This is a genomic window from Aquabacterium sp. TM01 (assembly GCF_057808345.1).
Window position 1 is genome coordinate 3,066,207 of record NZ_AP046529.1, and the last position, 26,681, is coordinate 3,092,887.

Annotated in this window: 27 protein-coding genes and 1 tRNA gene; 8 read left to right on the forward strand and 20 right to left on the reverse strand. The window is 63.6% G+C overall.

What is annotated here, in order from left to right; translation table 11 throughout:
- Positions 1-30 precede the first annotated feature (30 nt).
- The 10 genes from AC3WW4_RS14170 to petA all read right to left on the reverse strand — a co-directional run bounded on the left by AC3WW4_RS14170 (position 31) and on the right by petA (position 9,823).
- The gene (locus tag AC3WW4_RS14170; protein WP_488829113.1) at positions 31-2,343 is read right to left on the reverse strand and encodes an ATP-binding protein; all 2,313 of its coding nucleotides are present in this window, start codon (positions 2,341-2,343) and stop codon (positions 31-33) included.
- Positions 2,340-3,281 (reverse strand): ABC transporter substrate-binding protein, encoded by a 942-nt coding sequence (locus tag AC3WW4_RS14175; RefSeq protein ID WP_488829114.1) that lies wholly within the window; start codon positions 3,279-3,281, stop codon positions 2,340-2,342. Before AC3WW4_RS14175 ends, AC3WW4_RS14170 begins: the two co-directional genes overlap by 4 nt.
- A gap of 170 nt (positions 3,282-3,451) precedes the next feature.
- Positions 3,452-4,429, reverse strand: a complete 978-nt coding sequence (locus AC3WW4_RS14180; protein ID WP_488829115.1) for a helix-turn-helix transcriptional regulator — start codon at positions 4,427-4,429, stop codon at positions 3,452-3,454.
- A gap of 181 nt (positions 4,430-4,610) precedes the next feature.
- On the reverse strand, positions 4,611-5,333 hold the full coding sequence (locus tag AC3WW4_RS14185) for a PEP-CTERM sorting domain-containing protein (RefSeq protein WP_488829116.1): 723 nt from the start codon (positions 5,331-5,333) through the stop codon (positions 4,611-4,613).
- A 235-nt stretch (positions 5,334-5,568) separates the two neighbouring features.
- Positions 5,569-5,644, reverse strand: a tRNA-Thr gene (locus AC3WW4_RS14190).
- Between the two features lie 26 nt (positions 5,645-5,670).
- A complete protein-coding gene (locus AC3WW4_RS14195; RefSeq protein WP_488829117.1) occupies positions 5,671-6,276 on the reverse strand; it encodes a ClpXP protease specificity-enhancing factor in 606 nt (201 codons plus the stop codon).
- Between the two features lie 28 nt (positions 6,277-6,304).
- Positions 6,305-6,919 carry a glutathione S-transferase N-terminal domain-containing protein gene (locus AC3WW4_RS14200; RefSeq protein WP_290763543.1) on the reverse strand — a complete coding sequence of 205 codons (615 nt, stop codon included), beginning with the start codon at positions 6,917-6,919 and terminating at the stop codon, positions 6,305-6,307.
- A 107-nt stretch (positions 6,920-7,026) separates the two neighbouring features.
- The gene (locus tag AC3WW4_RS14205) at positions 7,027-7,794 is read right to left on the reverse strand and encodes a cytochrome c1 (protein WP_488829118.1); all 768 of its coding nucleotides are present in this window, start codon (positions 7,792-7,794) and stop codon (positions 7,027-7,029) included.
- Between the two features lie 20 nt (positions 7,795-7,814).
- Positions 7,815-9,209 carry a cytochrome b gene (locus AC3WW4_RS14210; protein ID WP_488829119.1) on the reverse strand — a complete coding sequence of 465 codons (1,395 nt, stop codon included), beginning with the start codon at positions 9,207-9,209 and terminating at the stop codon, positions 7,815-7,817.
- Positions 9,210-9,223: 14 nt separating this feature from the next.
- Positions 9,224-9,823, reverse strand: coding sequence for a ubiquinol-cytochrome c reductase iron-sulfur subunit (gene petA / locus AC3WW4_RS14215; protein WP_488829120.1), 600 nt, complete (start codon positions 9,821-9,823; stop codon positions 9,224-9,226).
- A 262-nt stretch (positions 9,824-10,085) separates the two neighbouring features.
- Here petA and mscL point away from each other — a divergent pair, with 262 nt between their 5' ends.
- Both mscL and AC3WW4_RS14225 read left to right on the forward strand, forming a co-directional pair.
- Positions 10,086-10,505 carry a large conductance mechanosensitive channel protein MscL gene (mscL, locus tag AC3WW4_RS14220; RefSeq protein ID WP_488829121.1) on the forward strand — a complete coding sequence of 140 codons (420 nt, stop codon included), beginning with the start codon at positions 10,086-10,088 and terminating at the stop codon, positions 10,503-10,505.
- A gap of 123 nt (positions 10,506-10,628) precedes the next feature.
- Positions 10,629-13,049, forward strand: a complete 2,421-nt coding sequence (locus tag AC3WW4_RS14225) for a DUF1631 family protein (RefSeq protein WP_488829122.1) — start codon at positions 10,629-10,631, stop codon at positions 13,047-13,049.
- A gap of 22 nt (positions 13,050-13,071) precedes the next feature.
- Here the strand turns inward: AC3WW4_RS14225 and pdxA are convergent, their stop codons facing one another.
- On the reverse strand, positions 13,072-14,076 hold the full coding sequence (gene pdxA / locus AC3WW4_RS14230; protein WP_488829761.1) for a 4-hydroxythreonine-4-phosphate dehydrogenase PdxA: 1,005 nt from the start codon (positions 14,074-14,076) through the stop codon (positions 13,072-13,074).
- Positions 14,077-14,216: 140 nt separating this feature from the next.
- Here pdxA and hisI point away from each other — a divergent pair, with 140 nt between their 5' ends.
- From hisI to tatC, 5 genes are read left to right on the forward strand one after another with little or no spacing between them, the layout of a single operon-like run.
- Positions 14,217-14,606, forward strand: coding sequence for a phosphoribosyl-AMP cyclohydrolase (gene hisI / locus AC3WW4_RS14235; RefSeq protein WP_488829762.1), 390 nt, complete (start codon positions 14,217-14,219; stop codon positions 14,604-14,606).
- Positions 14,603-14,983: a phosphoribosyl-ATP diphosphatase gene (locus AC3WW4_RS14240; protein ID WP_488829123.1), complete on the forward strand. Its 381-nt coding sequence runs from the start codon at positions 14,603-14,605 to the stop codon at positions 14,981-14,983. The genes hisI and AC3WW4_RS14240 overlap by 4 nt, the downstream gene beginning before the upstream one ends.
- 44 nt (positions 14,984-15,027) lie before the next feature.
- Positions 15,028-15,258, forward strand: a complete 231-nt coding sequence (gene tatA, locus AC3WW4_RS14245) for a Sec-independent protein translocase subunit TatA (protein ID WP_488829124.1) — start codon at positions 15,028-15,030, stop codon at positions 15,256-15,258.
- A gap of 38 nt (positions 15,259-15,296) precedes the next feature.
- Positions 15,297-15,773: a Sec-independent protein translocase protein TatB gene (gene tatB / locus AC3WW4_RS14250; RefSeq protein WP_488829125.1), complete on the forward strand. Its 477-nt coding sequence runs from the start codon at positions 15,297-15,299 to the stop codon at positions 15,771-15,773.
- A 9-nt stretch (positions 15,774-15,782) separates the two neighbouring features.
- Positions 15,783-16,571, forward strand: coding sequence for a twin-arginine translocase subunit TatC (tatC, locus tag AC3WW4_RS14255; protein ID WP_488829126.1), 789 nt, complete (start codon positions 15,783-15,785; stop codon positions 16,569-16,571).
- A gap of 108 nt (positions 16,572-16,679) precedes the next feature.
- Here the strand turns inward: tatC and AC3WW4_RS14260 are convergent, their stop codons facing one another.
- Positions 16,680-17,483, reverse strand: a complete 804-nt coding sequence (locus AC3WW4_RS14260) for a THxN family PEP-CTERM protein (RefSeq protein ID WP_488829127.1) — start codon at positions 17,481-17,483, stop codon at positions 16,680-16,682.
- Between the two features lie 255 nt (positions 17,484-17,738).
- Positions 17,739-18,926: a Do family serine endopeptidase gene (locus tag AC3WW4_RS14265; protein WP_488829128.1), complete on the reverse strand. Its 1,188-nt coding sequence runs from the start codon at positions 18,924-18,926 to the stop codon at positions 17,739-17,741.
- Between AC3WW4_RS14265 and AC3WW4_RS14270 the strand changes: the two genes are divergently transcribed.
- Positions 18,925-19,704, forward strand: a complete 780-nt coding sequence (locus tag AC3WW4_RS14270) for a Nif3-like dinuclear metal center hexameric protein (protein ID WP_488829129.1) — start codon at positions 18,925-18,927, stop codon at positions 19,702-19,704. The genes AC3WW4_RS14265 and AC3WW4_RS14270 overlap by 2 nt on opposite strands.
- Positions 19,705-19,840: 136 nt before the next feature.
- On the opposite strand, the gene hisF is transcribed toward AC3WW4_RS14270, so the two are convergent.
- The 7 genes from hisF to hisD form a co-directional block, all read right to left on the reverse strand.
- Positions 19,841-20,620 (reverse strand): imidazole glycerol phosphate synthase subunit HisF, encoded by a 780-nt coding sequence (hisF, locus tag AC3WW4_RS14275; RefSeq protein WP_290727480.1) that lies wholly within the window; start codon positions 20,618-20,620, stop codon positions 19,841-19,843.
- A 1-nt stretch (position 20,621) separates the two neighbouring features.
- Positions 20,622-21,368, reverse strand: coding sequence for a 1-(5-phosphoribosyl)-5-[(5-phosphoribosylamino)methylideneamino]imidazole-4-carboxamide isomerase (hisA, locus tag AC3WW4_RS14280; RefSeq protein ID WP_488829130.1), 747 nt, complete (start codon positions 21,366-21,368; stop codon positions 20,622-20,624).
- 48 nt (positions 21,369-21,416) lie between these two features.
- Complete coding sequence (hisH, locus tag AC3WW4_RS14285) at positions 21,417-22,103, reverse strand: imidazole glycerol phosphate synthase subunit HisH (protein WP_488829131.1); 687 nt, start codon at positions 22,101-22,103, stop codon at positions 21,417-21,419.
- A 33-nt stretch (positions 22,104-22,136) separates the two neighbouring features.
- Entirely contained in the window at positions 22,137-22,763 is a 627-nt protein-coding gene (hisB, locus tag AC3WW4_RS14290; RefSeq protein WP_488829132.1) for an imidazoleglycerol-phosphate dehydratase HisB, read from the reverse strand.
- Positions 22,760-23,872, reverse strand: coding sequence for a histidinol-phosphate transaminase (gene hisC / locus AC3WW4_RS14295; RefSeq protein WP_488829133.1), 1,113 nt, complete (start codon positions 23,870-23,872; stop codon positions 22,760-22,762). The genes hisB and hisC overlap by 4 nt, the downstream gene beginning before the upstream one ends.
- A gap of 65 nt (positions 23,873-23,937) precedes the next feature.
- Positions 23,938-25,161 carry a diguanylate cyclase gene (locus AC3WW4_RS14300; protein ID WP_488829134.1) on the reverse strand — a complete coding sequence of 408 codons (1,224 nt, stop codon included), beginning with the start codon at positions 25,159-25,161 and terminating at the stop codon, positions 23,938-23,940.
- Positions 25,162-25,352: 191 nt separating this feature from the next.
- Positions 25,353-26,678, reverse strand: coding sequence for a histidinol dehydrogenase (gene hisD / locus AC3WW4_RS14305; RefSeq protein ID WP_488829135.1), 1,326 nt, complete (start codon positions 26,676-26,678; stop codon positions 25,353-25,355).
- Between the last annotated feature and the right edge of the window lie 3 nt (positions 26,679-26,681).

Consider the following 26,681-nt stretch of genomic DNA (forward strand, 5'->3'; position numbering starts at 1 on the left):
ACCTGACCGGGCAGGCCGACTCGACCAACGTCAATCCAGATCGGCAGACAAGGCCAGCTCATCGACCTTGCGCAGCAACTGCCCCACGTCGATGGGCTTGGTCACATACGCAGCGAAACCGGCCGCACGGCTGCGCTCCAGATCACGCGGCATGGCATTCGCACTGACCGCGATCACTGGAATCCCCCGAGTGGCCGGGTGTTCGCGCAGGCACTGCATCACGGCATAGCCGTCCATGTCGGGCAGATTGATGTCCAGCAAAATGAGATGCGGCCTGTGGGTGCGCGCCAGCTCCAACCCCAGGCCAGGGGCCATGGCGCTGAGCAGCCGCACGCCGGGCAACATGCCCACCACGCTCTCGATCAGCTGCAGATTGTTGGGATTGTCTTCGATGCACAGCACCGTGCGGGTCGCCATGCCAGCACCCGACGTGGCGAGCCCCGCGTGGCGCATCATCCCGACGTTGCCCCCCTGCGCCACACCATCTGCGGCGCGCGGCAGTCGTACCCAGAAGGTGCTGCCCTCGCCAACCTGACTCTCCACCCCGATCTGCCCGCCCATCAAGGACATCAGGCGTTTGCTCAAGGCCAGACCGATCCCGGTGCCCTCCACCTGATGCTCGCTGGCATCCAGGCGCTCGAACGGCACGAACAGGCGCGCCTGTTGCTCGGTCGTCAGGCCCGCACCCGTGTCACTGATGCGGACACAGATGCTCCCGTCCTCCAGAAGGCATCCCACACTGACCACCCCTGCCGTGTGGTTGTACTTGATGGCATTGGACAGCAGATTGAGGAACACCTGCTTGAGGCGTGTACGGTCCGCTCGCACCTGCCAGGCATCGCCACAGGCCACATCCAGCAAGCGGATGTCGCGCGCCTGCGATTGGGGCCGCACCAGCGTCAGGCACTCCTCCAGCAAGGGGCGCAACGCCACCTGCTCCAGGCTCACCGTCATCTGCCCCGACTCCACGCGCGCCAGATCCAGCACCTCGTTGATCAAGGCCAGCAAGTGCTTGCCCCCATGCAGAATCTGCCGAACATGGGCAATTTGCAGCGGATCGCGCACCGCATACTCCAGCAACTGCCCAAAGCCCAGGATGGCGTTGAGGGGCGTGCGCAACTCATGGCTCATGCGCGACAGGAAATCACTCTTGCTGTGGTTGGCCCGCTCGGCCTCGTCCTTGGCCGTGGTGAGCTCGACCGTGCGTGCCGCCACGCGCATTTCCAGCTCTTCATTGAGCTGCTTGAGGCGCTCCTCGGCCTCCTTGCGCGGCGTCACATTGCGAGAAATCAGGATGTAGGTGGCGCGGGCGCCGTCCGGTGCATCCTTGCGCGCCACCGAAATCTCGAACCACTTGTCGCCGGCGGGCACCTCCAGCTCCAGCTCGCGCCCCCACACGGCCCCCAACTTCTCCGCATCGCGCAACGCCTGGTGCACCACCTCGGCCGCTGCGGGCGGCATGACCTCCCGCACCGTCTTGCCCAGCAAATGCGCCGGCTCCAACAGCAGCCAGTCGTTTTTCGGGGTCAGCACGCGCAGGTAACGCCCGTCGCCATCGAGTTCGAACAGCAGATCGGGCAACGCCTGCCAGGTGGCTGCCAACTCCTGCCTAAGGGCATCAAACCCTGCCGCCAGGTGGTCAATTTCCAGAAAGCCCCCCCGCGGAACGGGCGTGCCCCACTCCCCGCGGCGCAAAGACTGCGACACCTGGTGCAGCTGCGCCAGCGGTCGCGTGACGTACCGGCCCAGCAACCAGGCCATCAGCCCCATCATCGCCAGCAAACCCAGCATGTCCGGAACACGGCCCATCACTTCGGCATGCTGCGCCTGCGCACGCAGAGTGCTCAGGTCATAAGCCACATACACCACCGCGCGACGCAGACTGCGCACCTCGTCATCCCGGCTGGGCAAGGTAAAGGACTGCACCGCATCCATGCGCAGGCCATCGGCATGCATCTGCCAATCCGGCAAACGCCCTCGTGCGGCCTGGCGCAAACGCGCCAGATCCAAGGTCGGCCAGACTTCGCGCACCGTCCGTCCACGCCAGGCGGCGCGATGCGCGTTCAATACCTCACCCGTCTCGGTCACCAGCAACACCGCCTGCACCTGCGGGCGGCTCGCCACCTGCGCCACCTCTTCGGCCAACAAGGCCGAGGTCGCGGGCGGCAGCTCGTCAGACAGGCGCACCAGATGCGCCACATCGCGCAACAGGTCCAGACGCGAGGACTCGGTCAAGGCCCGCTGCTTCTGATCCAACGCATACGCCAGGGACATCGCTCCGACCACCAGCATGGTCAACAGCAAGACCAGAGGCAGGAACACGCGCAGAGATCGCTCTCTCATGCCACCTCCGGTAAAAAGCTCGGCTCACACAAAGACGTCAGATCGGGCACCCGATCCAGCAAACGCGCCTCGTGCATGAGTCGCCCCACCATCTGGGCCGATTGCAGCAAACGCGGCTGCGTACCCGCCAGCCATGCCTGATTGCCCGCCAGATCGGACAGGGCGATGCCTTCAAACGCCCGCATCACCTCCTCGGCCGACAACTGCTGGTGAGGCGCCATCAGCCGAGCAGCCACCTCGGGCTGCGCCTGCCTGTGGTCAAACGCCTGAAAATAGCCGCGCAGCAGGTGATGCCACGCCTTGGACTGCACCGACAAGGCATCGGCCCGCACGGCCAGCACATCGACGATCAAACCGGGCAGACGGGTGCTGTCGAGCAGCACCTGCGCGCCCAGCGTCCGCAGTTGAGACGCCATGGGCTCGAAGGTGATCACCGCATCCACCTCACCCCGTGCATACACCGCGACGTGTTGGTCTGCGGTCAACGGCACCTTGTGCACATCGGCCGCCTTCAGCCCGGCCACCTCCAGCAACTTGGCCAGCAGCAGTGCCCCCAGCGCCGTGCCTTCCACACCGATGCGCCGCCCACGCAACTGATTGAGCCGCGTGACGGACGGATGGGCCAAGACCACATCGGCCCCATGCGACTCGTCAAACACCAGGATGGCGCGTGCATCCACGCCTCCCTCACGCACCAACAGCAACTCATCCAGGGTCAAGGCCGCTGCCGGCAACTGACCATTGATCAGCGCCATCATGCTGGCCGTGTTGGACGGGAACTCCTGCAACCGAACCTCATGCTGACTGAGATAGTCCAGTTCGGCGGCCAGATGCAGCAAGGCATAACCCGCCCACGCATTGAGCGCCACCTGCACCGGCTCACGCGGCGCGGCGCACCCGCCCAACGCCCAAGGCCAGACCGGCGCCCCTAACAGCACACCCCCACACCTCGTCAGCCATGTACGTCGATTCATCTTTTTGTATTCTTCGGTGCCAAAGCATGCGCGTCTCATCAACCCACCCGCCGGACGCGCTACATATTCTTACACTCTACCGAGACAAAAAGATGTCTTCCCTGCGCCTGAGCACGTCGGCGCAGGCGTGCCCCTCATCTGTACCTGGCACATGCCTGAGCCAGGCGCGTCGCCACGGCCTGCTTCAAAGCTGCAGGCCGCACCACCTCGACATCGGGGCCCCAGCGCAGGATGTCCATGATCAACTCGGTGGGCTCGACATAGGGCAGCTTCATCAGCAAGGCGCCGGTGTCATCCACCTCGGTCTCCTGCTGGGGATGCCAGGCTTCCCGCGACACCCAAGGCGCCGCATCGGCCGTGAAGCGCAGTTGCGCCCAGTTCACCTTGTTGCCGGCAAAAATGCCATAGCCCCCGTCCATCTCCTCTTCCACACGCTTGAGGGACAGGTGGCGCGCCTTGCGTTCCAGGGGCTGTGCATCCTCAACCGCATCCAGTGCAAAGCGACGCAGTGCCTCGCTCTCGTGGCACCAGGCGTCGAGGTACCAGGTATTGCGGTAATGGATCAGGCGCTGCGGCGACACCTCGCGCACCGAACGCGCCTTGCGCGAACGAGTAAAGTAATGCAGATGCACGCGGCGACGCTGCAACAGCGCGGCGCAAATCACCTCAAAACACTGCGTGGTCACAGACCGCCGCGCCGACCCGACAATGCGGACCCGGCGCATCAACTCGGTCGCATCCACCTCGGTGCTCCCGAGCAACTGGTGCACACGGTCCAACAAGGGGCCCATGTGACGGCTCAGCGTGCCATCCGGGTCCAGATCCGACAGCAGATGATGCGCCATCAACAGCGCATACAGCTCCTTCTGATCGAACCACAGCCCCGGCAACTCGTGCTTGTCGCCCGTCTGAGCCTCGTCGGCAAAGCGGTAGACGTTCTCCGCACGGTCGTAGACGATGGGTGCACCCATACGGTCCCGCAGAAACTGCAAATCGCGCTTGAGCGTGGCACGTGACACCTCCAGCTCCGTGAGCATCTCCTCGAAGCTCACCTGGCCGCGGTGGCGGATCATCAACTCGATCTTGTAGAACCGTTCAGTCTTGCTGCCCATGATTTTTTTGGTGTTGAGACGTTGGCCGGGAAAGTATCAACAGACTTTAACAGCGGCGCATCGGCATCGACCCGCCATGGCCTGGAAAACAGGCAGATGGTTAAGACGGCCGCGCCCATGAAAAAGCCCGGTCAAGGCCGGGCTTTAGAAGCCACCGCAGCGGCTCGATCGGCCAGAAAACTCAGGCGGCCTTGCGTCGGCGTGCAGCGCCTGCCGCCAGAGCCGCCACGCCCACCAGCGCCAGGCTGGCAGGTTCGGGCACCTCACCGGCTTGAGCGGCTGTGAAGCGAATCACGCCATTCACCAGACCGCTACCGCTGTTGTGGAACTGGGACGTGGTCAGGCCGCTGTACATGATGTAGCCTGCTCCGACTTCCTTGCCGGCCACCAGCATGTTGGCGCCGGAGGTCATGTACGGCGTCAGGTCCGCGCCGGTGATGTAATCATGGGCCACCGAATTACCGCACTGCGACGCAGCGACACCGAAGGCGGACACGCCAGCGCTCGTCAGCGTGCCACAAGCAAAGCTCCCCAGATTCAGCGTGACGCCTGCGAACGACACGTTCGAAGCCCACCCAGCACTTTGGATCAGCAACGCACCGCCCGCGTTCACCCAGTTCAGGATGCTCACGCTGTTCGTGGTCAGAAAGCTCGCGAGTGCACTGTCGGTGCTGGCGCCGCCTTCCAACATGACCATGTTGTTGCCCACGCTGAAGATGCTTGCCACATTCAGCCCGGTGTAGCTGGTGTACAGACTGTACTGCCCCGCACCGAACACGGCGTTCATGTTGTCAACGTCCTTGTTCTGGCCCCAGGGCGAGGCACTGACAAGCACCGGCGCGGCACTGGCTGCGAACACGGCAAAGACGGTGGCGATGGCGGCGAGGATGGGTTTGATGCGCATGGTTACTGCAAAGTTAGGGATTGACATCTGTTTGACATCAGACATCAAGCAATACCTATGCCGCCTAATGAAATCAAAGACTTATAAAGCCATGGCGGATGCCGTGTAAAGCCTGCCGACAAAGTCTTCGCGCAGGGCCCGCGAATGACATGGGAGCGTTCAGCGTCGGCGGCACTCTCGATTCGCCAACAAAAAGGCCCCCAGGAACACCTGGGGGCCTTTGAAAGTATGTGCGTGGTGCCGGCTGTCGGATTCGAACTGACGACCTACCGCTTACAAGGCGGTTGCTCTACCAACTGAGCTAAGCCGGCACTGCCTCACATTCTACACAGCTTCTTCACTTGATTCTGCGCAGTGTCGGGCGGCCGCCACCCGATGGGGGGGGCTCGGGGGTGTCATCGCTGCTGCCCCCTGTGGGCGCAGGCCGGGCCTCTGCTTCCACGGCCTTCAAGACGGTTTTCTCTTTGACCGGCTTGGGCGCGCGCGCCAGGTGCAAACCTGTCGAACGCTCTTCCCCAGGGGCCTTGTCCGCCGCCGTGACCTCAGGAGTCTCGGACTCGTCGTCGGTGGCCGAAGTGGGCGCATCGACACCCTCGCCGCCCAACGAAGTCGGCACCGGAAAAGCCATGCCCTGCCCGTTTTCACGCGCGTAGATGGCCACCACATGATCGACCGGCACGACGATGTCGCGCACCCGTCCGCCAAAACGTGCCTTGAACTCCACAAACTCATTGCCCAGCACCAATTGACTGGTGGCCTCAAAGCTCACGTTCAGAACAATCTCGTTGTTCTTGACGTACTCCTGCGGCACCTGCACCGAGCGATCCACGTACACCGCCACATAGGGCGTGAACCCGTTGTCGGTACACCAATCATGCAAGGCGCGGATCAGATAAGGACGTGTGGACGTCCCTTGTGCTTCTTGTTCTGTGGACATGCTCATGGGGCTGGTTGTCGATCACGCAGCACGATCACTTGCGCATCACCTTTTCAGACGGGGTCAGCGCTTCAATGTAGGCCGGACGCGAGAAGATGCGTTCAGCATACTTCAACAGTGGCAGGGCGTTCTTCGACAGCTCGATGCCGTAGTAATCAAGGCGCCACAGCAGCGGCGCGATGGCCACGTCGAGCATCGAGAAATCGTCGCCCAGCATGTACTTGTTCTTCAGGAAGATCGGCGCCAGCTGGGTCAGGCGATCGCGGATCTGCGAACGGGCCTTCTCCAGTTGCTTGTCGGTCCCCTTCACGCCGCCACGGCCTTCGAGCAGGTTCACGTGCGAGAACAGCTCCTTCTCGAAATTGAGCAGGAACAGGCGCACACGGGCACGGGCCACCGGGTCGCCCGGCATCAGCTGAGGATGCGGGAAACGCTCGTCGATGTACTCGTTGATGATGTGCGATTCGTACAGGATGAGGTCGCGTTCAACAAGGATGGGCACCTCGTTGTACGGGTTCATCAGGGCGATGTCTTCGGGCTTGGCAAAGACGTCCACATCACGGATCTCGAAATCCATGCCCTTTTCGAACAGCACAAAACGGCAACGATGCGAGTAAGGGCAGGTCGTCCCGGAATAAAGCACCATCATGGGGGTGGGTCTCCTAAATATCTCAAAACAACGAAGCGCAGTGGCCGCTGAGAGCAGGCCACTGCGCCACCAGAGCACTCACTGATCGCTCAGCGAATGCCTCAGGATCACTTCACGTCTTTCCAGTACGCGGCATTCAGACGCCAGGCGATCACGAAGAAGATCGCCAGGAAAATCAGGACGCCCACACCGATGCGGGTACGCTGCTGCTGGACCGGCTCACCCATCCATTGCAGGTAGGCCACCAGGTCGGCGATTGCGCTGTCGAACTCCTGGGGTGCCAGGGTGCCCGGGGTCAGTTGCTCAAACCCTTCGAACTGGTGCGTCTTCTTGGTCGCGTCGTGCGGGTCAACCACTTCCACGAACTTGGCGGTGCGCTGACCCTGCAGTTCCCACAGCGCGTGCGGCATGCCCACGTTCGGGAAGGTCAGGTTGTTCCAACCGGTCGGACGGGTGTCGTCGCGGTAGAACGTGCGCAGGTAGGTGTACAGGTAGTCAGCACCGGTACCCGAATGGCTGGCACGCGAACGGGCCACCAGAGTCAGGTCAGGAGGCACTGCACCAAACCATTCCTTGGCATCTTTCGCATCCAAAGACACCTTCATGACCTCCCCGACCTTTTCAGTGGGGAACAGCAGGTTGTCCTTGATCTGCTGCTCGGTCAAGCCGATGTCCTTCAGGCGATTGAAGCGCATGAAGGCAGCAGAGTGGCAGTTCAGGCAGTAGTTGACGAACAGCTTGGCACCGTTCTGCAGCGCGGCCAGGTCCGAGACACGCTCCTTGGGGAACTTGTCCAGCACCAGGGCGCCACCGGCAGCCTGCGCGCCCGTCACCAGGGCGAAGGCGGCCAACAATGAGGCAAGAATTTTTTTCATGTCAGTGTTTCCTGCAGCGATCAGTGGGGCTTGAAGGTCACGCGGTCGGGCACGGTCTTGAAAGTACCCAACTGGCTCCACCAAGGCATCAACACGAAGAAGCCGAAGTAGATCAGGGTGCCGACCTGCGACACGGTTTCACCCACCGGCGACGGCGGCTGCACGCCCAGATAACCCAGGATGACGAAGTTGATCACGAACACGCCATAGACCAGCTTGTGCCAGCTCGGACGGTAGCGGATGGACTTCACCGGGCTCTTGTCGAACCAGGGCAGACCCGCCAGGATCACCACGGCACCACCCATCACGGCGACGCCCCAGAACTTGGCTTCGAAGGTCTTGAGCAGACCAATCACCACCGCGGCGATGACCAGGCCGACGACCTTGGACTTGCCTTGGCCCTTGACGAAGTTCAGCACGGCACCCACAGCGATGATGACGGCCAGCACGTTGACCATCAGGTCGGTCGTGGCGCGCAGCATCGTGTAGAAGGGCGTGAAATACCACACAGGCGCGATGTGTGCCGGGGTCTGGAACGGGTTGGCCGGGATGAAGTTGTTGTACTCCAGGAAGTAGCCACCGAACTCAGGCGCGAAGAAGATCACGGCCGTGAAAACGATCAGGAAGCCGACCACGCCCACCAAGTCGTGAACCGAATAGTAAGGGTGGAAGGGGATGCCATCGAGCGGCTTGCCGTTGGCGTCCTTCTTGGCCTTGATCTCGACGCCGTCCGGGTTGTTCGAACCCACTTCGTGCAGCGCGATGATGTGCGCCACCACCAGGCCCAGCAGGACCAGGGGCACAGCGATCACGTGCAGCGAGAAGAAGCGGTTCAGGGTGGCGTCACCGACCACGAAGTCACCGCGGATCAGGATAGCCAGGTCCGGACCGATGAAAGGCACGGCAGCGAACAAGTTGATGATCACCTGCGCGCCCCAGAAGGACATCTGTCCCCAAGGCAGCAGGTAGCCCATGAAGGCTTCGGCCATCAGCGCCAGGAAGATCAGGCAACCGAAGATCCAAACCAACTCACGTGGCGTACGGTAAGAACCGTAGATCAGACCGCGGTACATGTGCAGGTAGACCACGACGAAGAACGCCGAGGCACCCGTGGAGTGCATGTAACGGATCAGCCAGCCCCAGGGCACATCACGCATGATGTACTCGACGGAGGCGAAGGCCAGGTTGGCGTCCGGCTTGTAGTTCATGACCAGGAAGATCCCAGTCACGATCTGGATCACCAGCACCAGCAGAGCCAGCGAGCCGAAGAAGTACCAGAAGTTGAAATTCTTCGGTGCGTAGTATTCGCCGACGTGTTCGTTCCAGAGCTTGGTGGCCGGAAACCGGTTGTCCACCCAGGTCATGAACTTTTCGCCGTTCGAGGCACCCGCGGGCGCCTGCTTCATTTCAGCCATGTGCGTGTCTCCTGTCAGGCCTTCTTGTCTTCACCAATCAGCAGCTTGGTGTCAGACAGGTACATGTGGGGCGGAATCTCCAGATTGTCCGGAGCCGGCTTGTTTTTGAACACGCGACCAGCCAGGTCGAAGGTCGACCCGTGGCAAGGGCACAGGAAACCGCCCTTCCAGTCGTCCGGCAGAGAGGCCTGCGGACCTGCCTGGAACTTGGACGACGGCGAGCAACCCAGATGGGTACAGATGCCGACCGCCACCAACACGTCGTCCTTGATGGAGCGGTGGGTGTTGCGGCAGTACTCGGGCGTCAGCTCGGCACGTTTGCGTTCGGAATCGGGGTCGGCCAATTGCGGGTCGATGCTCTTGAGCGCGGCGACCTGCTCGGGCGTGCGCTTGAGGATCCACACGGGCTTGCCGCGCCATTCGACCGTCATCATCTCGCCCGGCTTGAGGGCGCTGATATCCGCCTCAACGGCAGCACCGGCGGCTTTCGCGCGCTCGGACGGTTGGAAGGTCGAAACGAAGGGGATGGCGGTGGCCACGCCGCCCACGCCACCGGCGGCGCAGGCCATGGTCACCCAGGTCCGACGGCTTTGGTCCACTGGCTGATTGCTCATGGGTATCCTTAGGGACTGATAGGACGATGACAGAGATATGGGGTCAACCGCATATTCTAACGGAGGTCAAAGGCGCATCCCGCCCGATTCTCAGCAGCTTGCTCAAGCGTTGGACAAGCGATCCTGCTACATTTTTGCAACATCCCCGGGTGACACTGACGCAGTGAGGTCAATTTCCGGGCCTCTCCCGTGTCATTGATACAGTGCATCACATCACCGGCAGCACTCCGCTGCCCCCGTTCATTCAAGACAGGAGCCAGCCATGGGTTTTTTCAGTGAGTTCAAGGAGTTTGCCGTCAAAGGCAACGTGATGGATCTGGCCGTGGGCGTCATCATCGGCGCCGCGTTTGGCAAGATCGTCGATTCCGTGGTCAATGACCTCATCATGCCGCTGGTCGGCAAGGTCGTCGGCGGACTGGATTTCAGCAATTACTACATCGCCCTGGCGGGACAGGACCCCACCCTGCCCTTGCTCGAAGCCAAGAAAATTGGCGCCGTGTTCGCCTACGGCAACTTCCTGACCGTTGCGTTGAATTTCGTGATCTTGGCGTTCATCATTTTCCTGATGATCAAACAGATCAACCGCCTCAAGAAGGAAGCGCCGGCCGCTCCGGCCGAGCCCGCCGCCACGCCCGAAGATGTTGTTTTGCTTCGTGAAATTCGTGACAGTTTGAAAAAGTAAGCGCCTCATGCAGATCTGCACGGTCACGGGCAAGGCAAGGTGCGCACCTTGCCGTGTTTCGAGACAGAATCGGGCGTCTGACTCTGGACCAATGCCCCGCATGACCTCTGATTGGATTGCCTCGTGACCGACCCACGCCTAGATGCCGTGCTGCGCCCCGCTCTCGGACGCATCCGGGGCGCTCTGTCGGGCGTGCTGGATCAGGCCGTCGTGCACCTGGGTGCTCAGGCCGCGGCCAGCACCAGCAATCTGCAAAGGCAAGTGCTCATGACGGCCGACCGGGAGTTGCGACTCAAGGCCGGTCGCCTCCAGCAAAGTTTCGAGCGTGAACTGAATAACTTGGTAGAGGGGTGCCTGCAGAGCAGCCAAGACACCAGGCCCAACAGTCTGGCCAACACGGACTGGGCCTCTTTGTCGCTGGTTGACAACGCCCAGGTCGAGCGCGACGTGCAGGCAGACCGCTTGGCGCTGAGCGTGATGCACGCCTGCGAGCGCCCCCTGGAAGCGGTGGGCAGCTACATTGCGGGCCTGCACGACGATGCCAACCCGGAACGCAACCCGCTGCGCCCCAAGCTGGTCACCAAGGCCCTGCTCGACAGCCTGATTCAGGTCGGCATTCCCGAGGATGCAGCCCAGGCCATTGCTGCGCAGTTGCCGCCTTTGCTCGGCCCGGCACTGGCGGGCTGCTATGAGCAGATCGCCGCCGACATGCGTGGACATGGCCTGCAACCGCAGAGCATGGCCGTTCAGAAATCGCGCAACTCGGGCGCCATGCCCCTGGTGTCTGATGCCCGGCGCCCCGAGCCTGTCGCCCTCGGCACCGAGCCCACGCCTTCACGCCCCAGCGCGCTGCATGCGCGTGCCGCGCAAGCCCTGGGGGAGATGTTCGGGGTCACCATGCCCGCCCCCGTGGGCGGTGAAGGCGACTACGGTGGTGGCAGCGGCAGAATGTCCGCCGGCGCACCACTGAGCGTGGACTTCCAGAATCTGCTGAGACAGATCAGCCGACAAGCCGGCGAAATCGGCAAGGAGGCCATGGCTGCGGCCGGCCTCGGCGTAGAGGGCGGCCACTCGGATGCCGGCCTTCACGTGCCAGGTTTTGCCGGACCGCTGATGGCCATCAACCAGATTCGCGCCAACCGCGACGAGCTGGTGCGTGCCAGCGGCGGGGCCGCGCTCGACAAGATGGTCATCGACATCGTGGCCGCCTTGTTCGATCAGGTGCTGTCCGACCCCAAGGTCTCACCCGAGATGGCGCGCCAGATCGCCCGCCTGCAGATGCCGGTGCTGCGTGTGGCACTGGGCGACATGAACTTCTTCAATTCACGCAAGCACCCGGTGCGGCGCTTCGTGAACCGCATCGCCTCGCTGTCAGCCGCCTTTGACGACTACAGCCAGGGACCAGGGGCCGACTGCCTGTCGCGCATCACCAGCCTGGTCAATGACATCGTTGACGGCGACTTCGACCGCATGGACCTCTACGAGTCCAAGCTGCGCGAGCTGGAGGCCTTCATCGAAGCCGAGTCCGCGCAGGAAGCGGCCGACAGTGCCGACATCGCGGCCTTGCTCAGCAACAAGGAAGCCGATCTGCGTGTGCAGCAGCGCTACATGCAGATCATGCAGCGCGAATTGCTCGATGTGGAGTTGCCGGATTTCCTGCGCGACTTCCTCTCCCAGGTCTGGAGTCGCGTGCAGGTGGTCGCGGCCACCCGCGACGGGGTCGACTCTCTCCTGGCTCAGCGGATGAAGGCCGCCGGCCGCGAGCTTGTCCTGAGCGTTCAACCCAAGGGCCACCCCAAGCTGCGTCAGGCTTTCCTGCTCAAGCTGCCGTCCTTGATGAAGGACGTCAACGAAGGTCTGGCCCTCATTCAGCACCCGGAGCCAGCCAAGCAGGCCTTTTTTGCCGAGCTGTTGCCGGCCCACGCCGCCTGCCTGAAAACGGCGCCCACGCTTGACCTGACCCAGCGATTGCTGGAACAGCGACTCAAGCAGGTCGAGAGCATCGCCATTCCGACGCGTGAAGAGACCGCTGGCGACTCGGTGCCGGCGCCGCTGGACAGCCTGCAATCCGACCATAGCCTGATGAGCACGTCGGCCTTCACCGCCGAAGAAATCAAGCAATCGGGCTTCATCCCCGAGGCTGCGCTGGACAGTGGTAGCCTGGACATCAACCTTGATCTGGCTGGCCCGACACCCGAAGCCGACCCGACGCTGGGCGAGCTCGACATCAACCTCGACACCCCGCCCCCGCCGGCGGCGGGCCTGCAACTGGTGCACCATATTCAGAAGGGCACGCCGTATCACATGATCATGCAGGGCAAGTGGCAGAAGGTCCGTCTGACCTGGATCAGTGAAGGCCGGACGTTCTTCATCTTCAATGCTGGCCACCTGCACAAGCAGACCATTTCACTGACGGGCCGCACTCTGGCCAGAATGTGTGAGACCGGGCGCTTCAAGGCGTTCGAGCAGGCCGAACTGATTGAACGTGCCACCGTGCGGGCCCGCAAGCAACTGGCCGCCCTGAGCGCCAGCACGCAGCACTGACTTCCGCGTCAGGGTGACGCGCTCAGCGACGCCGCCCGGCCACCAACGCATGGGCCATCTGCGCGGCCGCCGCCAGGCTGGCCGGATCGGCCCGCCCCGTGCCCGCGAGGTCGAAGGCCGTGCCGTGATCCGGACTGGTGCGCACGAACGGCAATCCCAGGGTGACATTGACCCCCTGGTCCAACCCCAGGTATTTGACGGGAATCAGCCCCTGATCGTGGTACATCGCCACGACCACGTCGAACTCCCCCGGGTGCGCGGGGGGCGCATGGCGCGCGCGCATGAACACCGTGTCGGGTGCGATCGGGCCGGTGGCGTTGATGCCCTCAGCGCGCGCCGCTTCGATGGCCGGGCCAATGATGCGCAACTCTTCGTCGCCGAACAAACCGCCCTCCCCCGCATGCGGATTGAGCCCGGCCACCGCGATACGCGGCTGGCTTTGCCCCCACAGCGCGGCGCTGCGGTGGGTGATGCGCAAGGTTTCGAGCACGCTGTCAAACGTCACCTGCTCGATGGCCTGGCGCAGCGACACGTGGATGGTCACCAGCACCGTCTTGAGCTGGTCATTGGCCAGCATCATGCGCACAGGCGCCGGCGGCTGCCCGGGTGGACTGCCTTCGGCTTGCAACAATTCGGTGTGCCCGGGGTAAGGTTCGCCGGCCAGCGCCAGCGCCTCCTTGTGCAAGGGGGCCGTGACGATGCCGGCCACCTCACCGGCCTGCGCGAGGCGCACGGCTTCGCGGATGCTGGCTGCTGCCGCCCGGCCGGCGCGCACATCGACCTGGCCCAAGGGGGCGTCCAGCAAGTCCTCAGGCAGACCGGGCGGCACCCAGACCCCCATCTCGTCAGCCGCCAAAGCCGAGGCCGTGCTCAGCTGGGTGAGCACGCGCACGCGGGGCCGCCGCTCGGCGGGCATCCAGCTCACGGCCCGCGCCATCACTTTGGGGCAGCCGACCACCACGGCCTCGCGCCCACCGGGCCACCACTGGGCAATGATCTCCGGGCCAATGCCACAGGCATCGCCCATCGTGACGGCCAGGAGGTTGGCGGGAGCATGCAAAGCAGAGGTCACCAGAAATTTCCTTCATGCGGTCTTGACATGAACATATTGTGACCTCAGCTAAGGGAACAAGGCTGGGCTGGCTTGCCGATTGCTACACTCCCACCATGACGTGGCTTGATGAGATTCGCTGGGATGACAATGGTCTGGTACCGGTCATTGCCCAGGAGGACAGCACCGGAGATGTGCTGATGTTTGCCTGGATGAACCGGGAGGCGCTGGCGTTGACGGCCGAGCGCGGCGAAGCGGTGTACTGGAGCCGTTCGCGCAAGCGCCTGTGGCACAAGGGCGAAGAATCCGGCCACATCCAGAAAGTGCACGCCATCCGCCTGGATTGTGACAACGATGTGGTGCTGTTGCGCATCACCCAACTGGGTCACGAACCGGGGATCGCCTGTCACACGGGCCGTCACAGTTGTTTCTTTCAAAAATACGAGAATGGCGCGTGGGTTGCTGCCGACCCGGTTCTCAAAGACCCCGAACACATCTACAAATGAGCGATTCCCTGGACACTCTGGACGTGCTGAGCCGCCTGGCCAGCGTCATCGAGTCACGCAAAGGCGGTGACCCGGACACCAGCTATGTGGCCCGCCTGTTCCACAAGGGCACCGACACCGTCCTCAAGAAGGTGGGCGAAGAAGCCACCGAGATGGTGATGGCCGGCAAGGACATGGCGGCCGACCCCAGCGAGGGGCATCGCAAGGCCCTGGTGGGAGAGTTTGCCGATCTGTGGTTTCATTCGATGGTGGCCATGGCACATCTGGGTGTGAACCCTCGGGATGTGGTGGGGGAGCTGGCGCGCCGTGAAGGCTTGTCAGGCCTGGAAGAGTTCGCCGCACGCAGCAAGCCCCTCGCAGGCCCGCAAGGCAGCTGAGTCACGTTTTTCAATTTTGGGTCACACTTTTTTCGGAGTTCATCATGGGTTCTTTCAGCATCTGGCATTGGTTGATCGTGCTGGCCATCGTCGTTCTGGTGTTCGGCACCAAGAAGCTCAAGAACATCGGCGGCGACCTCGGTTCGGCCGTCAAGGGTTTCAAGGATGGCATGCGTGACGGCACGACCGGCGAGCCAACCGACCCGCAGAAGGTCACCAATGCCACCCGCGACGATGCCAACACCGTCGACGTCGAAACCAAGACCAAGTCCTGATGGGTTCGCCCTGCCGGCTGCCGGGGGTGGCCTGATCCATGATTGATTTCGGTATCGACAAACTGGCCCTGATCGGGGCTGTGGCCCTGATCGTCATCGGCCCCGAAAAATTGCCGAAGGTGGCCCGCACGGTGGGCTTGCTGCTTGGCAAGGCACAGCGCTACCTCTCCGAGGTCAAGAGCGAGGTCAACCGCTCGATTGAGCTGGAAGAGCTCAAGAAGGCGAAGGAGGGACTGGAAGAGGCGGCGCGCGACATCGGTCAAAGCGTTTCGGCTGGCTTGCAGGAAGCGGGCGATGCCTTGAGCGAGCAAGACCAAGCCACCGCCGCCAGTTTCTACGACGATCAGCCGTTTTATGGCCGCGCCAAGCCCGTTCGGAAGAACTGGCGCCTCAAACGAGGGGCCATGCCACTTTGGTACAAGCAGCAGCACGGCATCCGGCGTCATGCGCAGTCCGGCGCGGCCCGTGTGGCGCGCTTCCGCCCTCCGGTGGCCTCCAAGCCACGTCAACCCTGACATCCCCCTGTGAGCGATCCCAAAACGAATCCAGACGAGCTGGAGGGCTCAGAGCAGCCCTTTGTGTCGCATTTGATCGAGCTGCGCGATCGGTTGATCCGGGCGGTGATTGCCATTGCGGTGGCGTTTGCGGTGCTGGCCATCTACCCCTCGCCATCCGGCCTGTATGACCTGCTGGCGATGCCGCTGGTTGAACACCTGCCCAAGGGTGCCACCCTGATCGCCACCAACCCGATCTCGCCGTTCATGGTGCCCGTAAAGGTGACGATGTTGGCGGCCTTCATGCTGGCTTTGCCGGTGGTGCTGTACCAGATCTGGGCGTTTGTGGCCCCGGGCCTGTACAGCCATGAGAAGAAGCTGGTGATGCCGCTGATTGTCTCCAGCACCCTGCTCTTCTTCGCCGGGGTAGCGTTTTGCTACTTCTTTGTGTTTGGCAAGGTCTTCACCTTCATCCAGAGCTTTGCACCCAAAAGCATCACAGCGGCCCCCGACATCGAGGCCTACCTCAGCTTTGTACTCAATATGTTCCTGGCCTTTGGCGCGGCGTTTGAAGTGCCCGTGGTGCTGGTGATCCTGGTTCGCATGGGCATGGTGTCGGTGCAAAAACTCAAGGATTTCCGCAGCTACTTCATCGTGATCGCTTTCGTGATCGCCGCGGTGGTGACACCACCGGATGTGGTCTCGCAACTGGCGCTGGCCATCCCGATGTGCCTGTTGTACGAGGTGGGCATCTGGGCGGCACAGTTGTTTGTCAAGCACACGAAGGCGCCAGACAGCGACGATGCTGCAGCCACCTGAGCGAAAGCGTTCTTCGAGCGCACCCGCTTGATGCAAAAGGCCCGCCAATGGCGGGCCTTTGTGTATCCAGAGGGAGGGCACCTGCTGACATGGCGCCCCTGCCGGATCTCACACTGTGGGCGTCACACGGCGACGGGCCATGCCAGCACCTGCCAGAGCCAAGCCCACCAAGGCCAGACCAGCAGGCTCAGGCACCGACAAAGGCACGGTGGAAATGGCCAGGCCGAAGATCAGGTTATTGGCGGTGTTTTCCACCGTCGTGAAACCCAGGCAACCCGCCGCTGCGCCGGCTGCTGTGCAAACAGGGGTCGCCAGCGTTTGCAAGGTCCCCGTGCCGCCAATCGGAAAGGCGTTCACGTAATAGGTGAACCCGTCGTAGTTCACAGCTTCATTCAACAATCCACTGGTCAACACGAAAATGTCGTTACACGGTACGGGACTGCCCGCCACCACACAGGTTCCTGATGTGTTGGGCGTTTCCAGAAACTGGATCGCGTAATTGATAGGAGCCACGCCTGGAATCGGACCTGAGGGACTTGGGAGATTGGGGGACAGCGCCAGAGACACATTGAGCGTGGCGTTCTGCAGCGAGGTCCCGGTGATTGGCCTGTTGGTGTGCGTCAGGGTCAAGGTCTGAACCGTATTGACCAGCGGCGGCACTCCCCCACCCACGTAGGTGTTCGCAAGGAGGTTCTGGGGAGGGTTCGTAATGCTCAAAGAACTCTGACCGAAGCCGGTGCTGGTCCCCCAGGTCAGCACACTGGGGCTGAGGCTGACCCCTGCAGGTCCCGCAGCCGTCCACTGTGCAGTCAGGTCGACTTCCCATTGTGTGACCATCGTGGCAGCACTGGCCTGTGAGCCCACCAGCAAAGCTGCGGCGGCGGCAATCATGGTTGACGTCAAGTGTTTCATTTTGAACCCCATCTGAATGATGATGAACCCGCATCGTTGGTCGATGCGCCTAGTTGACGGGCTGAGAACTGCCCCCGCACTCAGAACAACGCATAGACCGTGCCAAAGCCCCATCTGCGCGCCAAGTGCTTGAAAAACAAGGACATTCCCTAGGTAGCAACTTGGCGGTCAGTGGCAGGTGTCAATAAAACCAACACCTTGGTCGCGCCAACTTCCACGATCCAAAAACAAAGCCCGCATCAGCGGGCTTGGGGTTCACTCTTCGCTGTCGTCCTGCGGGGCCTGGGCTGGCAGGGCCGCCCTCGGGCGCTTGGCCACCGTAACCATGGCGGTCAGGCTCTGGCCGCCACGCAACAGGCGCAACTGAGCCGCCTCACCGGGTTTGAGCGCGGCCACGGCATTGAGCAACTGGGCCGTGTTGGCGACCTTCTGCGAGGCCACCTCCACCACCACATCGCCCGGGCGCACCCCACCCAGGGCCGCAGGCCCGTTGTGCAGCACGCCGGTGATCAGCACTCCCTCCTTGAGCGGCAGGTTGAAAGTCTCAGCGATCTCGGGCGTCAGGTCGCGCGGCTCGACGCCGATCCAGCCCCGGGTGACCTGGCCGTCGCGGATCAGGCTCTCCATGACCTGACGGGCGGTGGAGACGGGAATGGCAAAACCAATGCCCATGCTGCCGCCCGAGCGCGAGTAGATGGCGCTGTTGATGCCCACGAGGTTGCCGTCGATGTCCACCAGCGCGCCGCCCGAGTTGCCGGGGTTGATGGCCGCGTCGGTCTGGATGAAATTCTCGAAGGTATTGATGCCCAGCTGGTTGCGGCCCAGGGCGCTGACGATGCCCGACGTGACGGTCTGGCCCACGCCGAAGGGGTTGCCGATGGCCAGCACGGCATCGCCCACCTGCAAGGTGTCGGAGCTGCCAAAGGTGATGGCCGGCAGGCGATCGAGCTCGATCTTGAGTACGGCCAGATCGGTGTCCGGATCGGTACCGATGACCTTGGCCACTGCCTTGCGGCCATCGGTGAGCATGATCTGGATGTCGTCCATGCGGTCAACCACATGGTTGTTGGTGAGCACATAGCCTTCTGGCGAGACAATCACCCCCGAGCCCACGCCGGACTGCGGCTGCGACTCCTGGTCACCGAAGAAGTAACGGAACCACGGGTCGCTGCGACGGTTCTGGCGTGCCGCCGTGTTGCTGGCGCTCACACTGACCACGGTGGGGGCTGCCTTGCGGGCGGCATCACGGAAACTGGTGAGCGCCTGGCGCTCGGCGCTGGCGGCACTGGCGGCCGGGGATGCGGCCACGACCACGGTGGGCGCGGGCAATCCCTGCCGCGAGGTCCAAGCTGACAGCCACTGCGGGCGGAACGTCGCCACCACAAAGAGCACACCGACGGCAACGGTCACCGTCTGCGAGAAAATCAACCAGGTTTTGCGCATGAACATCACAAGCCAGAAAGGGCCCGCCGTGATCGATAGAGACACCCTGCATTCCCACCTCCACCAACTGCTGGAAGCCGAACGCTTTCGGGATTATGGGCCGAACGGTCTGCAGGTGGAGGGCAAGCAGGTCATTCGCAAGGTGGTGACCGGGGTGACCGCCAGCCTGGCGCTGATCGAGGCGGCCATCGCGGCCGAGGCCGATGCCATCCTGGTGCACCACGGCCTGTTCTGGAAGGGGCAAGATGGCCGAGTGACCGGCTGGATGAAGCAGCGTCTGCAGCGCCTGCTCGCCCATGACATCAACCTGCTGGCCTATCACCTGCCGCTGGACGCCCATGCCAGCCTCGGCAACAACGCGCAGTGGGGCGAGCAGCTGGGGCTGCAGGCCGATGCACGCTTTGGGGAGCAGGATTTGGGCTTCATCGGGGCGGCACCAGCGGGCTTGGACTTGCATACGCTGCAGGCGCGCGTTCGCTCGGTGATGGGGCGCGAGCCGGTGGGCTTGGCCGGCGATGGTCGCCCGCTGCGACGCGTGGCCTGGTGCAGTGGCGGCGCGCAAAGCTACTTCGAGAGCGCCATTGCGGCCGGCGCCGACGTGTTCCTCACCGGGGAGATTTCCGAGCCGCAGGCGCACTATGCGCGGGAAACCGGTGTGGCCTTCCTGGCCTGTGGTCACCACGCCAGCGAGCGCTACGGCGTGCAGGCGGTGGGCCAACACCTGGCGGCGCAGTTGGGCGTGCAGCACACCTTCATCGAGATCGACAACCCGGCGTGATCGGGACACAGCACGGCGACGGGCGAGGCAGCGCCACATGCCGTGGCCGCACGTCACGATGCGCAAAGAAAAGGCCGCGGTGAACGCGGCCTTATTACTGGTGGCAGAGGCCGGGACCTCTGCCCCTGCCGTGCAATCAGAGCCGCACCGGGATGCCCCGCTGCGCCATCAAGGCCTTGGCCTGGGCCACGGTGTACTCACCGTAGTGGAAGATGCTGGCGGCCAGCACCGCATCCGCTCCGCCCTGCTGCACGCCATCGGCCAGGTGGTCGAGGTTGCCCACGCCGCCCGAGGCGATCACCGGCACACCGACCGCGTCGCTCACGGCCCGGGTCAGCTCCAGATCGAACCCGGACTTGGTGCCGTCACGGTCCATGCTGGTCAGCAGGATCTCGCCCGCGCCGTGCTCGGCCATCTGCTTGGCCCAGGCCACGGCATCAAGGCCCACGTTCTTGCGGCCTCCGTGGCTGTACACATCCCAGCCCGGCCCACGTGCGGCGAGGTCTTCACCCTGACGCTTCTTGGCGTCGATGGCCACCACGATGCATTGAGACCCATAACGCTCGGAGGCTTCGCGTATGACCGGCGGGTTGGCCAGCGCGGCCGAGTTGAAGCTGACCTTGTCGGCGCCGGCATTGAGCAGGCGGCGCACGTCTTCGACCGTGCGCACGCCGCCACCCACCGTCAGCGGGATGAAGACCTGCGAGGCCACGGCTTCGATGATGTGCAAGATCACGTCGCGGCCATCGCTGGTCGCGGTGATGTCCAGGAAGGTCAGTTCGTCGGCGCCCTGGTCGTTGTAGCGTGCGGCGATCTCGACCGGATCACCGGCGTCACGCAGTTCGACGAAGTTGACACCCTTGACGACACGACCGCCCGTCACGTCCAAACAGGGGATGATGCGTTTGGCAAGCACGTCAGACGCCGCCGTTGAGTTCGTCGGCGCGCTTCTGGCCGGCGGCGAAGTCGAGGTCACCGGTGTAGATGGCACGGCCGCAGATCACACCTTCGACGCCTTCGGATTCGACGGCGCACAGGCGCTCGATGTCCTGCAGGTTCGACAGGCCGCCCGAGGCGATCACGGGGATGCTCAGGGCCTGGGCCAGCTTGACGGTGGCTTCGATGTTGACGCCCGACAGCATGCCATCACGGCCGATGTCGGTGTAGATGACACCTTCGACACCATAGTCTTCGAACTTCTTGGCCAGGTCCACGACTTCGTGGCCCGACAGCTTGCTCCAGCCGTCGGTGGCGACCTTGCCGTCCTTGGCGTCCAGGCCGACGATGATGTGACCACCGAAGGCGGTGCAGGCGTCACGCAGGAAACCGGGATTCTTGACCGCAGCTGTGCCGATGATGACGTAGCTCAGGCCGCCGTCGAGATAGCGCTCGATGGTATCGAGGTCACGGATGCCGCCGCCCAGTTGCACGGGGATCTCCTCACCGACCTCTTTGAGTATGGCCTTGATGGCCGCCTGGTTGACAGGCTGGCCGGCAAAAGCGCCATTGAGGTCCACCAGGTGCAGGCGACGCGCGCCGGCATCCAGCCAGCGCCGGGCCATCGCGGCCGGGTCTTCGCCGAAGGTGGTGGAGTCATTCATGTCGCCTTGCTTGAGGCGAACACACTTGCCGTCTTTCAGGTCAATCGCAGGGATCAGCAGCATGGCTGTGGTGCGTCAGTGAGGAAGTCGTTGAAAAGCCCGGGCCCGACATCAGGGCTGCCAGAGCAGGAAATTGCGATACAGGGCCAAGCCATGCTCCGCACTCTTTTCGGGGTGGAACTGCGTCGCGAAAATATTATCCCTGGCAACGGCGCACGTAAAGCGCACACCGTATTCGGTTTCGCCTGCGCTGTGCCGGGGGTCGTTCACGACGGCATGGTAGCTGTGAACGAAGTAGAAATAGCTGTCGTCAGGGATGCCGGCCCACACCGGATGCGGCTGACCGCCCCAGACGCCTTCGTGGCGGCTTTGGTGCACGGTGTTCCAGCCCATTTGCGGCACCTTGTAGCGGCTGCCGTCAGGCTGGGTCAGGCCATCAAGACGGAAACGCACCACCTTGCCGGGGATCAGGCCCAGGCCGGGGGTGTCCTGCTCTTCGGAGTGGTCGAGCAGCATCTGCATGCCCACGCACACGCCCATCAGGGGCTTGTTGGCGGCGGCATCGAGCACGGCGCCCAGCAGGTCGCCGCCGTAGGCGCCACGCAATTCGGCCATGCAGTCACGCATGGCGCCTTGCCCGGGCAGCACGACGCGCTCGGCGGCGCGCACCACAGCAGGGTCATTGGTCACCACCACGTTCAGGTTCAAATCCTTGGCGGCGTGCTCCACCGCTTGCGATACCGATCGCAGATTGCCCATGCCGTAGTCGATGACGGCCACTGTCGAGGTCTGGCTCATGAGAGTCAACAAGTTAGCAACAGAGGGCCAGGCTCACAGCGAGCCCTTGGTCGAGGGGATCACGCCAGCCATGCGGGGATCGCGCTCCAGTGCGCCGCGCAGGGCACGGGCAAAGGCCTTGAACACGGTTTCGCACTGGTGGTGGGCGTTGACGCCCTTGAGGTTGTCGATGTGCAGGGTCACGCCCGCGTGGTTGACGAAGCCCTGGAAGAACTCATAGGTCAACTGCGTGTCGAAACCACCGATGCTGCCTGAGGTGAAGGGCACGTCGATGTGCAGGCCCGGACGGCCCGAGAAGTCGATGACGACGCGCGACAGGGCTTCGTCCAGCGGCACGTAAGCGTGACCGTAGCGGCGAATCCCCTTCTTGTCGCCCACGGCCTTGGCAAAAGCCTGGCCCAGGGTGATGCCGACGTCTTCCACGGTGTGGTGGCCGTCAATGTGCAGGTCGCCCACCGCGTGAATGTCCAGGTCGATCAGGCCGTGACGGGCAATCTGGTCGAGCATGTGGTCGAAGAACCCGATGCCGGTGTGCAGCTTGGCCGCACCGGTGCCGTCGAGGTTGACGCGCACGGTGATCTGGGTTTCGGCAGTGTTGCGGGCGACCTCGGCCACGCGGTCGGCGCAGTCAGGGGCCGACACCTGTTGAGGAGCGTTCATGCAGAAGGAGTTGTCAGGGGTTCACGCAAGATCTCGGCCAAAGCCGTCATCAAGGCGTCATTTTCCGAGGGCAGGCCCACGGTCAATCGGACACAGTTTGCCAGCAATTGGTGCAGGCCGGACACATTCTTGATGAGTATCCCTCGGGACTTGAGGGCCGCAAAGGTGGCCGCGGCGTCGTTGACGCGAACCAGGATCATGTTGGCCTGGCTGGGGTAGGCACGGGCACCGGGCGCAGTGGCCAGGAAGGCCAGCAGACGCTCACGCTCGGCCTTGATGACCTCGGCTTGCCGCGCAAACTCGTCAGCGTGTTCCAGCGCAAACAAGGCGGCCTCGGTGTTGAGCACGCTGATGTTGTAGGGCGGGCGCACTTTCTCGACCTGCTCGATGAGGTCGGCGCGACCCATCATGTAGCCCAGGCGCACCCCGGCCAGACCAAACTTGGAGAGGGTGCGCATCAGCAGCACATGCGGATGGCGCGCAAGACGATCCAGGTAGCTCTTGCTGGCGAACGGTTGATAGGCCTCGTCGATCACGACCAGGCCGACGCCATTGGCGCCCACGGCCTGCACGATCTGCTCGATTGCTTCGTCGTCCCACAGGTTGGCCGTGGGGTTGTTCGGGTAGGCGATGTAGGTCAGGGCCGGGCGATGCTCGCGGATCGCGGCCAGCATGGCGGGCGTGTCGAGCTCGAAATCAGCCGTGAGCGGCACACCGACGAAGCTCAGCCCGTTTTGTTTGGCGAAGGCCTCGTACATGACGAAACCAGGCAGTGGCGCCAGCGCCACGGCGCCGGGCTGGGCGCAGGCCACCGACAGCAAGGAAATCAGCTCATCGGAGCCATTGCCCAGCACCAGACCGCAGTCAGTCGGAATGTGGGCGTGGCGGCGCAAGGCCGCGTGCAGGTCTTGCTGGCGAGCACCCGGATAGCGGTTCAGCGCCACCTGGCCCAGACGCTGGCCCAGCTCCTCCTGCAGCGCGGGCGGCAAGGTGAAGGGGTTTTCCATCGCGTCGAGCTTGATGTAGCCGGCGGCATCCTGCACGTGGTAGGCGTGCATGGCGCGCACATCGGCGCGGAAGGTATTCAAGAGGGTATCGAGAGTGCTCATGGGGCCAAGGCTGAAACAGCGCGGTTAGCCTGGTCGATTATCTCACGAGGGTGTCATCCCGACTGTCAGACCGGTCCGGACAGGCACTCCGTGCGGTTGCGTCCCGACGCCTTGGCACGATAAAGGGCGTGATCCGCCCGGTCAATGGTGTGCGCCAGAGGCTCATCGGCCAGATGGCGCGTCACGCCCGCCGAGAACGTGACCCGCAGGTCCGGCACGGTGGGACTGACCTGGGTGCGCGACAGGGCCTGCCCGATGCGCTCCAGCACCTGGCATGCATCGTCGCTGTCGGTATCCGGGAACATGACCAGGAATTCTTCCCCACCCCAGCGGGCCACCTGATCCGCCCCACGCAGCCCGCCACTGAGCACCTGGGCGGTGGCGCGCAGCACCTCGTCGCCCACGGCGTGGCCGTGTTCGTCGTTGACGCGCTTGAACAGGTCCAGATCGATCATCGCAACACACCAGGGAAAGCCTGAGCGATCGGCCCGGCTCTGCTCGATGCGCAGGAGCTTGTGCATGTGGCGTCGGTTGAACAGCCCGGTCAACTCGTCCCGGATGACCTGCCCATGGAGCTTGGCCATGGCCTCGGCCAGATCGTGCCGGGCGTGCGCCGCGCGTTCACGCAGCAGCGCGAGTTGGCGCACCAGCACGCAGGCGCTGCTCAAAATGATCAGCAGGACGCAGAAATACAGCACCTGCAACTCGATCACGAGAGGCTGTGAGCCCTCCTGCCCCACCACCCCAAGGCAGGCCGCGCCAAAGACCAGCACGGCCAGCGCACTGGCGCGGGCCATCTGCCGAAAGGTGACCGTGAGCAGCGCGAACATCAGGATGATGAAGAGCAGGATCAGCGCCACAGGCCGGCCCGGCCCGCCGATCAAGTAGCCCCAGCCCAGCAAGACGATGCCCACCCACATCTGAGTTTCGATCAGGGCGGGGTCGGCAAAACCGCGGTTCCGACCTGTGCGCAACACCAGGTAGATCCCACCGATGGCCAAGACCGCCACCCCGGTCAACAGTTGGACGGAAGGTGCATCCAGCACACCGCGATGAGCACCGTAATTCAAGGCCAACAAGCCAAAGGCATGGTTGCTGGCCCCGAACAGAAAGCGCCAGATGCGCGCGCGCTGCAAGGGGTCCGACGACAGCAAGGCATTGCCCAGGCCGGCACGGGGACCGCGTCGAGGATCGGGATGCGTACGCAGGCTCATGAGGAAGGCCAAGACCATCGCCAGCACGAGAAGCAGCAGGCCCCAGGTGGGCACAGACACGCCTTCACCGGTCATGCCAGGCACCGGCACAACCACCCGCACACCACCCGACGAAGATCAACCCAACGGCACTCAGCACACGCACTCCCAGCGGTTCGGCGCCTTGCCACATCTGATCAGAAATCAGAACAATCGCCACTCTCCGCTGATGCTAACGCCAAGTCTGATCGCTGAACAGCCCCGTCCCCAGGTACCGGGGGGCGGTATCAGTTCGAGGTCTTGACGCGCAGGCGGAACTCGGCCGCCTGGGCATGGGCCTGCAGGCCTTCGCCATAGGCCAGGACAGCGGCGGTCTTGCCCAGAACCTGGGCGCCGGCCTCGCTGACCTCGATCAGGCTGCTGCGCTTCTGGAAGTCGTAGACCCCCAGGGGCGACGAGAACCGCGCGGTACCCGAGGTGGGCAGCACGTGGTTGGGGCCAGCACAGTAGTCGCCCAGCGACTCGGAGGTGTAGGCGCCCAGGAAGATGGCTCCGGCGTGACGCAGCAGAGGCTCCCAGGTGTGCGGATCGTTGGAGGAAACCTCCAGGTGCTCGGGGGCGATGCGGTTGCTGATCTCGCAGGCCTCTTCCATGCTGCGGGTGTGGATCAGGGCGCCACGCCCTTCCAGCGAGGCACGGATGATGGCCGCGCGTGGCATGGTGGGCAGCAGGCGATCGATGGCCGCTTGCACTTGGGCGATGTAGGCGGCGTCCGGACACAGCAGGATGCTTTGCGCCAGCTCGTCGTGCTCGGCCTGGCTGAACAGGTCCATGGCCACCCAGTCGGGCGGCGTGGTGCCGTCGGCCAGCACCAGGATTTCGCTGGGGCCGGCGATCATGTCGATGCCGACCTGACCGAAGACGTGCTTCTTGGCGCTGGCCACGTAGGCGTTGCCGGGGCCGGTGATCTTGTCCACCTTCGGCACGGTGGCGGTGCCATAGGCCAGGGCGCCCACGGCCTGTGCCCCCCCGATGGTGAAGGCCCGGCTGACGCCGGCCACGTAGGCGGCGGCCAGCACCAGCGGATTCTTCTCGCCACGGGGCGTGGGGACGACCATGATGATCTCGGCCACGCCGGCCACATGGGCGGGAATCGCGTTCATCAGCACGGACGAGGGATAGGCGGCCTTGCCGCCGGGCACGTAGATGCCCACGCGGTCGAGCGGTGTGACTTTCTGACCCAGCAATGTGCCGTCTTCGTCACGGTAGGACCAGCTCAGGCCGCAGGCCTGCTTCTGACGCTCGTGATAGCTGCGCACGCGGGCGGCGGCGGCTTCCAGGGCGGTGCGCTGCACTTCCGGCAGGCTGTCGAATGCGGCCTTCAGCTCGCCTTGACCCAGCTCCAGGTCGGCCAGGGTCGCCACATCGAGTTGGTCAAAGCGGGCGGTGTACTCCAGCACGGCGGCATCGCCGCGGCTGCGCACATCGGCCAGGATGGCGGCCACGCGGTCTTCGATGGCCGTGTCGGTCTCGGCCGACCAATGCAGCACCTTCTGGAAGGCGGCTTCGAAGTCGGGCTGGGAGGTGGCGAGGTGGCGAATCTGGACTGTCATGGT